This window comes from Streptomyces sp. rh34 (genome assembly GCF_002551245.1).
GTDB lineage: Bacteria > Actinomycetota > Actinomycetes > Streptomycetales > Streptomycetaceae > Streptomyces.
The window spans coordinates 1-10,002 of the sequence record NZ_NTGZ01000266.1; the positions used below are offsets into that span (position 1 = coordinate 1).

Consider the following 10,002-nt stretch of genomic DNA (forward strand, 5'->3'; position numbering starts at 1 on the left):
GGCGTGCGGAGCGTGGCCGACCTGTGCTGCGGCATCGGCGGCGACGCCCTCGCCCTGGCCCGCGCCGGAATCTCCGTCCTGGCCGTCGACCGCGACCCGCTGACCGCCGAGGTGGCCCGCGCCAACGCCGGGGCGCTCGGCCTGGAGGGGCTGATCGAGGTGCGGTGCGCCGATGTCACGGAGATCGACACCGCCCCGTACGACGCGGTGTTCGTGGACCCGGCCCGGCGCGGCGGACGCGGCCGCATCTTCGATCCGGAGGCGTACTCACCGCCGCTGTCGTGGGCGGCGGCCGCCGCGCTGAAGGCCCCGAGGGCGGCGCTGAAGATCGCCCCGGGCGTCCCGCACGAGGCGATCGGCCCGGAGGCGGAGGCCGAGTGGATCTCGGACGGCGGCGATGTGAAGGAGGCGGTGCTCTGGTACGGGGAGGGCTTCGCACCCGGCGCGTTCCGGGCCACGCTGCTGCCCTCCGGGGCGACCCTGACCGCCCCGGCACCGCTGCCCGCCCCGCCCGTGGGCCCGGTCGGGCGCTATCTGTACGAGCCGGACGGCGCGGTGATCCGGGCGCGTCTGGTCGCCGACATCGTGGAGCGGTGCGGAGGCCGGCTGGTGGACGAGACGATCGCGTACGTCACGAGCGATACGCGGTACTCCGCCCCGTACGTCTCCGGGTACGAGATCACCGACCGGCTGCCGTTCAACATGAAGAAGCTGAAGGCGCTGCTCCGGGAGCGGGAGATCGGCGTACTGACCGTCAAGAAGCGCGGCTCGGCGGTGGAACCGGAGGAGCTGCGTCGCCGGATGAAGCTGAGCGGTCCGCACGCGGCGACGGTGTTCCTGACCCGGGTGGCGGGGGCTCCGACGATGCTGATCGGCCATCCGCTGGGCTGACCCGGGCGGCGGGCCCCATCAGGACGCCCACCACCCAGCGGCGGTGCGCCAGGGCCGTGACCGCGCCGGTCAGCGCGGTCAGCCAGGCGACCATGCCGAGGCCCATCACCAGGGCGACCAGCCCGTACGTCTCCCGGCCGGGCCGCGCGCTCGCGGGCCCGATCACGCAGACGGCGAGCCCCACCGCTCCCAGGGCGAACGACAACAGCAGCCAGGCGAGGCTCGTCCCGGGCATCCGCAGCCGCCGGTCGCGCTCCGGGTCCCGGTCCAGCGCGCCCCAGGCGGTGAGCAGCGCGCGGACCTTCCGGTCCCGCGCGACACCGAGGCAGAGGAAGATGACGGCCGGGATCAGCACCGTCACGCCGATGACCAGGCTGACGATTCCGCCGACGACGCTGGTGAAGTCGACCAGATCGATCGCCTGCTCGAACATGACGATTCCGGAGCCCACCAGGGCCCAGCCGATCGCGACGAGCCCCGCCCACATCCACAGCAGCCCGAGCCGCCCAGGACCCAGGTGCATCTTCACCAGCTCGCCCAGGACCACCGCCCGGTCGGCGAGCATCGCCTCGCGGTCGGGCCAGGAGCGGATCTCGACAGGCGGTGGAGGCGGCGGGAGCGGGGCACGGCGTGGCATGCGCAGAACATTACCGACCAGGGCCGCAGGGGCCGCGCGCCCGTTCGGGCCTCCACGGCCATGCGCCCGTTCGGGCCTCCACGGCCGTGCGCCCGTTCAGGCGTCGCGCAGCGCCTGGATGTCCAGCTTGCCCATGCCGAGCATCGCCTTCATGGTCCGGTCCGCCTTCGCCGGGTCCGGGTCGGCCAGCAGTCGCGGCAGCTCGTTCGGCACGATCTGCCAGGAGACCCCGAACCTGTCCTTGAGCCAGCCGCACTGGCCCTCCTCGCCCCCCTCCGAGAGCGCGTCCCAGAACCGGTCCACCTCGGCCTGGTCGGCGCAGTCCACGGAGAGCGAGATCGCCTCGGTGAAGGGGAACTGCGGGCCTCCGTTGAGACCGATGTAGTCCTGGCCCGCGAGCCGGAATCCGACGGTGAGCACGGAGCCCGTCCCGCCCGGGGCGGACTCGCCGTAATGGGTGACGTCCAGGATGCGGGAGTCACCGCCGAAGATCGCGACGTAGTGCTCGGCCGCCTCCTGGGCCTTGCCGTCGTACCAGAGACAGGGGGTGATCTTCTGCATGGTCTTCTCCTCGTCGGGCCGTCCACGCGTCCGGGCCGGGCGGTCCGGACGTCGTGGAAGGTAGACCCGGTCCGCCGCCCGAACTCATCGGACACGCCCCGGGCCCGCCGTCCCCCACCCACGCGGGCTCAGCGGGAGGCGGCGTCGCCCTCCCGCGCGGTGCCCAGGCCCCGCTCCACGGCCGTCGGACCGTCGAGCGCCTCCCGATCCGCCGGCAGCAGGACGTACGCCGCCAGCGCGGCCGCCGCCAGGAGTCCCGCCGCGGCCCAGAACGCGCCCGCGTACCCCGAGGACAGCTGGGTCGGACCGGTGGAGCCGCCGGTGACCCGGGCGGCGACGGTGACCAGGACCGCGAGGCCGAGTGAGCCGCCGACCTGGCGCGAGCTGTTGAGCAGCCCCGAGGCCATGCCGGTCTCGCCGGGGGCCACGTCGGTCGTGGCGGCCGTGCCGAGCGGGACGAAGCAGAGCCCGATGCCGAAGGAGCAGAGCAGCGACGGGCCGAGGATGGAGACGAGGAAACCGCCGTCGACCGTGGCGGTCGCCGCGAACCAGGCCATGCCGAGCGCCGCCAGCGTCGCGCCCACCGCCATCAGCCGCCGGATGCCGAGCGCGGCGACCGCGCGGGCGGCGAGGATCGACCCCGCGACGACGCCCACGCAGAACGGCAGGAACGCGAACCCGGCGGCGGTCGGCCCGAACCCGAGGACCAGCTGCATGTAGAGCGAGACGAAGTAGAACGCCCCGAACTGGGCCGAGGCCAGCAGCAGGCAGAACAGGTTCGCGGTCAGCACCGGCCGCCCCCTCAGCAGGCCGGGCCGGAGCAGCGGGGAGGCGGTCCGCAGTTCGACGGCGACGAAGGCGGCCAGCAGGATCACCGCGGCGCCGAGGGAGGCGAGCGTGGTCGCAGAGGACCAGCCGTGGTCCGAGGTCCGCACCAGGCCGAGGACCAGCAGCGTCGTCCCGGCCGTGACCAGCAGCGCCCCGGCCACGTCCAGCCGCGCCCCGGCCCGACGCCCGCCGCCGACGGGCCCGGTACGCGCGGCGGCGGCCAGCGCGAAGGCGACGATCGGCACGTTGACCAGCATCACGGACCGCCATCCCGTCGCGTCGGTGAGCACTCCGCCCGCCAGCACCCCGACCGCGCCGCCCGCCGCGCCCGCCATGCCCCACAGCCCGAGCGCCCGGGACCGGGCGGGCCCGGCCGGGAAGGCGAGGGTGATCAGGGCGAACGCCACCGGGGCGAGGGCCGCCGCACCGACGCCCTGCACGGCCCGCGCCGCCACCAGCGACCCGGGCGACCAGGCGAGCCCGCCGGCCAGGCTGGCCAGGCCGAAGAGCACCAGGCCCGCCGTCAGGACGCGGCGCGGACCGGCCAGATCGGCGAGCCGGCCGCCGAGCATGAGGAGACCGCCGAAGGCGAGGGCGTACGCGTTCACGACCCACAGCAGCCCCTCCCCGCCGAAGCCGAGGTCGCTGCGGATGTCGGGCAGCGCGACGTTCACCACCGACATGTCCAGCGACACCAGGAACTGCACCGTGAGCGCCACCACCAGCAGCCACCGCGCGGGCCGCTCCCCCGCTCCCGGCGCGCCCGCCGTCCCGCCCTCGGGGCCTCTTGCCGTTCCGCTCTCTCCCGCGCCGCCCATGACGTCCCCTTTCCCCTCGCGCTTCCCGACCGGGAATTACCATACACGTATAGAAAATAGGTGCCGGAGCACCGGGACGGTCCCGCGGCGGACCGGAACAGAGCCCCGGAAGGAGAGAATGCCCAGGTGTCAGGCACCGAGAAGAGCGAGAAGACGAAGAAGACGAGAAATCCGGCGACGGGCGGCAAACCGGGCGCCTCCGGGCGGCCTGCCGGGCGGCCTGCCGGGCGGCCCGTGGGGCGGCCCCGCCGGCTGGACCCGGACGTGATGGTCGCCACCGCGCGCCGCATCGTCGAGGAGGAGGGCGTGGCCGCCCTGTCCATGCGCCGGGTGGCGAAGGAGCTGGGCAGCACGCCGATGGCCCTCTACCACTACGTGCAGGACAAGGACGAGCTGCTGATGCTCACCCTGTCCGGCACGGCGGCGGCGTTCCCGCGCCCGGAGCTGCCCGAGGACCCGCGTGAGCGGCTGGTGGCGGTGGCCGCGCACATGCACGACATCATCGGCCGGATCCCCTGGGTGCTGGACATTCTGGCGCTGGGCGAGCTGACCGACCGCAACGCGCTGTGGATGGTGGAGGAGATCATCGACTGCGCGCTCGCCTGCGGCCTCTCCCCGGCCCGTTCGGTGCGGGCGTACCGGACGATCTGGAGTTACGTCTACGGGGATCTGGTCTTCCGCAGGGCGGCGGCCCGCCGGGCGGAGAACCCGTCGCGCCGGGAGTTCTTCCCGGAGATGGTCACCGGGAAGGACGCGGCGGAGCTGCCCCGGCTCACCGAGGTCAGGGACCGCTGGCGGGAGTACGTCGCCGACTACGAGACCGTCGAGGAGCTGGACGCGATCGTGGACGGCCTGATCCGGCGCGGCACCCGGGGCGCGGAGGCCTGAAGGCTCCGGCGGAGGTGCGGCTCAGCCCACCGCCTCGAAGCGCCAGCGGTGCACCGGGCGGGTGATCAGGGCGGCGTCGGGCTCGGGGAGTTCGGGGAGGTCGTCGCCGTACGAGGCGTCCCGCCACCACGTCATCACCAGCACCCGGTCCTGCGGGGCGCGCAGCAGTTCGCGGCGGTGCGGCTCGCGGGCCAGCTCGGCGGACCGCGCCCGCGCCCACTCCAGGAGTTCGCCGCCGCGGCCCTCGGCGGCGCGCGCCTCCCACATCAGGACGATGGTCGCGGCGCTCATGAGTACAGGTTGTCCTTGCTGATCTCGTGCACATGGTCGTGATCGTGGGAGTGGCCGTGCCCGGGATCGGCGCCCGGCACATGCGGCTCGGTCACCGGCAGGGAGGAGTCCGCGGAGAGCTCCAGGTCGGAGGGGCGGCGGTTGCGGGCGACCATCTCCGCGCCGAGCGCCGCGACCATCGCGCCGTTGTCGGTGCAGAGCCCGGGGCGCGGCACGCGCAGCCGGATGCCGGCCCGCTCGCAGCGCTCCTGGGCCAGGGCGCGCAGCCGGGAGTTGGCCGCGACGCCGCCGCCGATCATCAGGTGGTCGACGCCCTCGTCCGTGCAGGCCCGGACCGCCTTGCGTGTGAGCACGTCGACCACGGCCTCCTGGAAGGACGCCGCCACGTCCCGTACCGGCACCTCCTCGCCCGCCGCGCGCTTCGCCTCGATCCAGCGGGCCACCGACGTCTTCAGGCCGGAGAAGGAGAAGTCGTACGGGGCGTCGCGCGGGCCGGTCAGACCGCGCGGGAACGCGATCGACTTCGGGTCGCCCTCCTTCGCGAGCCGGTCGATGACCGGACCGCCGGGGAAGCCGAGGTTCAGCACGCGGGCGATCTTGTCGAACGCCTCGCCCGCCGCGTCGTCGATCGTCGCGCCGAGCGGGCGGACGTCGCTGGTGATGTCGGGGGCCAGCAGCAGCGAGGAGTGGCCGCCGCTGACCAGCAGGGCCATCGTCGGCTCGGGCAGCGGCCCGTGCTCCAGCTGGTCGACGCAGATGTGCGAGGCGAGGTGGTTGACCCCGTAGAGCGGCTTGCCGAGCGCGTACGCGTACGCCTTGGCGGCCGAGACGCCGACGAGCAGGGCTCCGGCGAGCCCGGGGCCCGAGGTGACGGCGATCCCGTCGAGGTCGCGGGCGCTGACGCCCGCCTCCTTCAGGGCGCGCTCGATGGTGGGCACCATCGCCTCCAGGTGGGCGCGGGAGGCGATCTCCGGGACGACGCCGCCGAAGCGGGCGTGGGTGTCGACGCTGGAGGCGACGGCGTCGGCGAGCAGGGTCGTGCCGCGCACGATGCCCACGCCGGTCTCGTCGCAGGAGGTCTCGATGCCGAGTACGAGGGGTTCGTCGGCAGCCATCATTCAGTCCCGGTTTCTGGTGCGTGCTCGTGCACTGCTTGCTCTTGCGTGGTGAGGCGCATGACCAGGGCGTCGATGTTCCCCGGCTGGTAGTAGCCGCGCCGGAAGCCGATCGGCTCGAAGCCGAAGCGCTCGTACAGTCTCTGCGCCCGCGTGTTGTCGACCCGGACCTCCAGGAGGACCGCGGCGCACTCGAAGTCGGTGGCGGCCTTCAGCAGATCGGCGAGGAGTTCGGAGCCGAGGCCGGTGCCCCACGCCTCGCGGCTGACCGCGATCGTCTGGACGTCGGCCAGGTCGCCGAGGGCGGCGAGCCCGGCGTAGCCGACGATCCGCCCGGTGGCGGGGTCCTCGGCGACGACGTAGTGGCGGGTGGCGCCGGGGCCGCGGGCGTGGGCCAGCTCGGACCAGAACATGCCGGGCGACCAGGCGTCGTCCGGGAACAGCGCGTGTTCGAGGTCGAGCACCGGCGCGATGTCCCACCAGCGCATCTCGCGCAGTACGGCGGCGGTGGCGGCGCTCACGTGGGGGTGACCACCTTGTAGTTCTTCGGGACCTGCGCGTCGGGCCTGCGCAGGTAGAGCGGCCGGGGCTCCAGGAGCTGCTGCCCGGCGGCGAGGCGTTCGGCGGCGAGTCCGGCGAGCGCCCCGGCGGCGACGTGCTCGGGGCCGCGCGCGTCCGGGAAGGCGTCCGGGTAGAGCACCGCGCCCGCGCCGACCACGGGAAGCCCGGCCAGCGTCCCGGCGATGTCGGCGGGCCGGTCGACGGCGGGTTCGCCCGAACGGGTGCGGGCGTCCTCGTACCGCGCCCAGTAGACCTCCTTGCGGCGCGCGTCCGTCGCCACGGCGAACGGCCCCTCCAGGCCCTCCAGACCGGCGGCGTACGCGAGGCCGTCCAGGGTGCACAGTCCGTGGACCGGCACGGAGAGGGCGGAGCCGAAGGTGGCGGCGGTGACCAGGCCGACCCGCAGGCCGGTGTACGGGCCGGGGCCGACGCCCACGACCACGTGCGTCACGGCGTCGAGTTCCGTCCCGGCCTCGGCGAGGACCCGGTCGACGGCGGGGAGCAGCAGCTCCCCGTGCCTGCGGGCGTCGACCTGTCCGGAGGAGGCGATGACGGACGTGCCGTCGTGCAGGGCGACGGTGACGGCGGGCGTGGCGGTATCCATGGCGAGCAAGAGCACGCAAACAGCCTACGGCTCCGCCGACGGCGTTACGGCGTCCGTACGGCGTCCCGGCCCGCCCCTTCCCTGCTGCTACCGTCACCGGGTATCCGCGGGTACGACGTAAACGCTTGTACGACATGCGGCAACGGCAGCCGAAAGGGGAGTTCACGGTGGCAAGGGCAAGCTCGGGATTCGTGGCCGGGCTCACTGCGGCGGCGGTCGCCGCGGTCGCCTTCCTCGCTTACCAGGCCTCGGCGAACGCCCCCGCCTCGGTGGCGTCCACGCCCGGCCCGAAGGCCTCCGCCTCGGCCTCGGCCAAGCCCTCCGCCGAACCGAAGCCCGAGGCCGACCCGCTGGCGGTCCCGGCGGCGTCCGGCAGGGGCGAGCGCGTCGTGTACGCGCTGAAGGACCGACGGGTGTGGCTGGTCGACGAGGGCAACGCGGCGATCCGTACCTTCACCGTGATGCCGAGCCCCGTCAGCCCGCCGCCCGGGGCGTACGAGGTCTCCTCGCGGTCGGGCAAGATCCAGGGCTCGGACGGCATCCCGATCGAGCACGTCGTCCGCTTCGCGGACGTGGACGGGGTGGTGATCGGCTTCAGCGCGGCGCAGGACGGCTCGATGGCCAGCCCGGACCCGACGTCGAAGACCGGTGGCGTCCGGATGAAGCGCGCGGACGGCAACGCCATGTGGACCTTCGCGACGGTCGGCGCGAAGGTCGTCGTCGTCCCGTAAGGCCCAGGGCTCCTGCCGCGCCCGTGGGGCGTCCTACGCCGCCCGCCGCCGGACGGCGTTCCCGTGGACGCTCTCCTCGTCCCGGTCCGCCGCGTCGGATGCTTCCGGCGCGTCGTCCGGCGGGGTGGAGACCGCGGTGGCCGCGGCGCACGAGGCCAGCAGGTCCTTCATCGACAGGGCGGACGGAGTCGGTCGCGGCTGCGGTCGCGCTGCGCGCTCGGGCGTCGGCATGGATGCCTCCTTGGTGCTCCGATGGAGGGCGTGGTTAGGTAGACCTAACTACGTCTCGTACCCATGTGACCACGCCCACGGTCCCTCGCGCAACAGTTTACCGACGTACTGTCGGGAAGGTCTCGTGAAGGACGGCGCCGGAGGACGGGCGGCGTCACGCCAGGTCCGCCCGCAGCCCCGCCCAGCGCTCCCCGATGCCGACCAGGGTCACCTCGCGCCGCTCGTCGTCGGTGTCGCCGGTCGCGCGGTCGATGAGGACCCGCAGCCGGTCGTCGGCCAGCTCCTCGACCTTGCCGTCGCCCCATTCCACGACCACCACGGACTCCGGCAGCGACACGTCCAGGTCCAGGTCCTCCATCTCGTCGAGCCCGCCGCCCAGGCGGTACGCGTCGACGTGGACCAGGGCGGGGCCCCCGGTCAGCGAGGGGTGGACGCGGGCGATGACGAAGGTGGGCGAGGTGACCGCGCCGCGCACGCCGAGGCCCTCGCCGAGGCCCCGGGTCAGCGTCGTCTTCCCGGCGCCCAGCTCCCCGGTGAGCATGACCAGGTCGCCGGGGGCCAGCACCCGGGCGAGGCGCCGGCCCAGGTCCTGCATCTGTTCGGGGGAGGTGACGGTGAGCGTCACCGTCACGGCCTCGGGTACGGCCCCGGCGGGCTCGGGAACGGTCGTCCCCGCTGTCTCCGGAACGGTCTCAGCGGCCGGGCTGCTGTGCGGTGCTTCCATGTCCGCCAACGTTAGCGCCCGGCACCGTGCCGCTGCGTACGAGCAGGTCGGCCAGCCGGTCGGTGACCGTCTCCGGATGCTCCAGCATCACCAGGTGCCCGGCGTCCGGCACGATCACCAGCTCGGCGTCGGGCAGCACGTCCGCGATGGCCTCGCTGTGCGAGCTGGGGGTGACCAAATCCTTGTCCCCGGCCAGGATCAGCACGGGCACGTCCCGGAACGCGGGCAGCGCACCGCTCTTGTCGTGCTCGGTGAAGGCCGGGTAGAACTCGGCGACCACATCGATCGGGGTCGACTCGATCAGCCGTTCCGCGAACCGGGCGACCGCCGGGTCCACGTCGCGCGAACCGAACGAATACCGCTTGATCAGCCCGGCGAAGAGGTCCGCCGTGGCCCGCCGCCCCTTCTCCACCAGCTCCGCCTGCGAGCCGAGCGCCTTCAGCACCCCGGGCAGCACCCGGCGTACCGCGTTCACGCCCGCCACCGGCAGCCCGAAGTTGACCTCGCCGAGCTTGCCGCCGGAGGTGCCGACCAGGGCGACGGCGGCGACCCGGTCGCGGATCAGGGCCGGGTACCGGTCGGCCAGCGCCATCATCGTCATGCCGCCCATGGAGTGCCCGACCAGCACCAGCGGGCCCTCGGGGGCCGCCGCTTCGATGACCGCACTCAGGTCGCGGCCGAGCTGGTCGATGCCGACCGGCACCCCGTCCGCCTGGGCCCGGCCCCGCCCGGAGCGGCCGTGGCTGCGCTGGTCCCAGTAGACGGCGCGTACGAGGCCGCGCAGGGCGGCCCGCTGGAAGTGCCAGGAGTCCTGGCCGAGGCAGTAGCCGTGGCTGAAGACGACGGTGACCGGGGCGGGGGCCTTGCGCCCGAAGAGCCGGCGACGGCGGGTGCCGGTGGCGTTTCCATCGGAAACGTCGGGCGCCTCGTCCGCCACCTCGTCGATCTCGTAGTACAGCTCGGTGCCGTCGTCGGCGACGGCCCGGCCCGGCGTGCCGCGCAGCGAGCCGTAGGGCCCGGTGGCGTCCAGCGCGAGGCGGGCCTTCTTGCGCATGCCGCGCCCGACGGTGAGCCGCTCGACGGCGACCCCGGCGGCCGCACCGGCGGCGAGCACCCCTATGG

General features: G+C 74.0%; 12 protein-coding genes. 3 read left to right on the forward strand and 9 right to left on the reverse strand.

Going from position 1 to position 10,002, the window contains the following annotated elements; translation table 11 throughout:
• Nucleotides 1–891, forward strand: an 891-nt coding sequence (locus tag CR470_RS31560) for a THUMP-like domain-containing protein (protein WP_097870895.1), incomplete at its 5' end; no start/stop codon positions are given.
• Between the two features lie 733 nt (nt 892–1,624).
• On the opposite strand, the gene CR470_RS31570 is transcribed toward CR470_RS31560, so the two are convergent.
• Nucleotides 1,625–2,089: a VOC family protein gene (locus CR470_RS31570; protein WP_097870896.1), complete on the reverse strand. Its 465-nt coding sequence runs from the start codon at nt 2,087–2,089 to the stop codon at nt 1,625–1,627.
• 128 nt (nt 2,090–2,217) lie between these two features.
• Nucleotides 2,218–3,735: an MFS transporter gene (locus CR470_RS31575; protein WP_097870897.1), complete on the reverse strand. Its 1,518-nt coding sequence runs from the start codon at nt 3,733–3,735 to the stop codon at nt 2,218–2,220.
• A gap of 126 nt (nt 3,736–3,861) precedes the next feature.
• Here CR470_RS31575 and CR470_RS31580 point away from each other — a divergent pair, with 126 nt between their 5' ends.
• Nucleotides 3,862–4,623 carry a TetR/AcrR family transcriptional regulator gene (locus CR470_RS31580; protein WP_097870898.1) on the forward strand — a complete coding sequence of 254 codons (762 nt, stop codon included), beginning with the start codon at nt 3,862–3,864 and terminating at the stop codon, nt 4,621–4,623.
• Nucleotides 4,624–4,644: 21 nt separating this feature from the next.
• Here CR470_RS31580 and CR470_RS31585 read toward each other — a convergent pair whose 3' ends face one another.
• The 4 genes from CR470_RS31585 to tsaB are packed head-to-tail and all read right to left on the reverse strand — an operon-like array spanning nt 4,645 to nt 7,194.
• Nucleotides 4,645–4,914, reverse strand: a complete 270-nt coding sequence (locus tag CR470_RS31585) for a hypothetical protein (RefSeq protein ID WP_097870899.1) — start codon at nt 4,912–4,914, stop codon at nt 4,645–4,647.
• Nucleotides 4,911–6,029, reverse strand: coding sequence for a tRNA (adenosine(37)-N6)-threonylcarbamoyltransferase complex transferase subunit TsaD (tsaD, locus tag CR470_RS31590; protein ID WP_097870900.1), 1,119 nt, complete (start codon nt 6,027–6,029; stop codon nt 4,911–4,913). The genes CR470_RS31585 and tsaD overlap by 4 nt, the downstream gene beginning before the upstream one ends.
• The gene (rimI, locus tag CR470_RS31595; RefSeq protein ID WP_097870901.1) at nt 6,029–6,550 is read right to left on the reverse strand and encodes a ribosomal protein S18-alanine N-acetyltransferase; all 522 of its coding nucleotides are present in this window, start codon (nt 6,548–6,550) and stop codon (nt 6,029–6,031) included. The genes tsaD and rimI overlap by 1 nt, the downstream gene beginning before the upstream one ends.
• A complete protein-coding gene (gene tsaB / locus CR470_RS31600; protein WP_097870905.1) occupies nt 6,547–7,194 on the reverse strand; it encodes a tRNA (adenosine(37)-N6)-threonylcarbamoyltransferase complex dimerization subunit type 1 TsaB in 648 nt (215 codons plus the stop codon). The genes rimI and tsaB overlap by 4 nt, the downstream gene beginning before the upstream one ends.
• Before the next feature lie 134 nt (nt 7,195–7,328).
• Between tsaB and CR470_RS31605 the strand changes: the two genes are divergently transcribed.
• Nucleotides 7,329–7,925: a hypothetical protein gene (locus CR470_RS31605; RefSeq protein WP_179892438.1), complete on the forward strand. Its 597-nt coding sequence runs from the start codon at nt 7,329–7,331 to the stop codon at nt 7,923–7,925.
• 33 nt (nt 7,926–7,958) lie between these two features.
• Here CR470_RS31605 and CR470_RS31610 read toward each other — a convergent pair whose 3' ends face one another.
• From CR470_RS31610 to CR470_RS31620, 3 genes are all read right to left on the reverse strand, one after another.
• Nucleotides 7,959–8,156 (reverse strand): hypothetical protein, encoded by a 198-nt coding sequence (locus CR470_RS31610; protein WP_097870903.1) that lies wholly within the window; start codon nt 8,154–8,156, stop codon nt 7,959–7,961.
• A gap of 154 nt (nt 8,157–8,310) precedes the next feature.
• Nucleotides 8,311–8,880: a tRNA (adenosine(37)-N6)-threonylcarbamoyltransferase complex ATPase subunit type 1 TsaE gene (gene tsaE / locus CR470_RS31615; RefSeq protein ID WP_097870904.1), complete on the reverse strand. Its 570-nt coding sequence runs from the start codon at nt 8,878–8,880 to the stop codon at nt 8,311–8,313.
• Nucleotides 8,849–10,000, reverse strand: a complete 1,152-nt coding sequence (locus CR470_RS31620) for an alpha/beta fold hydrolase (protein WP_257138981.1) — start codon at nt 9,998–10,000, stop codon at nt 8,849–8,851. Before CR470_RS31620 ends, tsaE begins: the two co-directional genes overlap by 32 nt.
• Nucleotides 10,001–10,002: the final 2 nt, after the last annotated feature.

Coding starts and splice junctions, on each gene's coding strand:
- CR470_RS31570 (WP_097870896.1), bottom strand. CDS start 2,089: ATGCAGAAGATCACCCCCTGTCTCTGGTACGACGGCAAGGCCCAGGAG.
- CR470_RS31575 (WP_097870897.1), bottom strand. CDS start 3,735: ATGGGCGGCGCGGGAGAGAGCGGAACGGCAAGAGGCCCCGAGGGCGGG.
- CR470_RS31585 (WP_097870899.1), bottom strand. CDS start 4,914: ATGAGCGCCGCGACCATCGTCCTGATGTGGGAGGCGCGCGCCGCCGAG.
- tsaD (WP_097870900.1), bottom strand. CDS start 6,029: ATGGCTGCCGACGAACCCCTCGTACTCGGCATCGAGACCTCCTGCGAC.
- tsaB (WP_097870905.1), bottom strand. CDS start 7,194: ATGGATACCGCCACGCCCGCCGTCACCGTCGCCCTGCACGACGGCACG.
- CR470_RS31605 (WP_179892438.1), top strand. CDS start 7,329: ATGCGGCAACGGCAGCCGAAAGGGGAGTTCACGGTGGCAAGGGCAAGC.
- CR470_RS31610 (WP_097870903.1), bottom strand. CDS start 8,156: ATGCCGACGCCCGAGCGCGCAGCGCGACCGCAGCCGCGACCGACTCCG.
- tsaE (WP_097870904.1), bottom strand. CDS start 8,880: ATGGAAGCACCGCACAGCAGCCCGGCCGCTGAGACCGTTCCGGAGACA.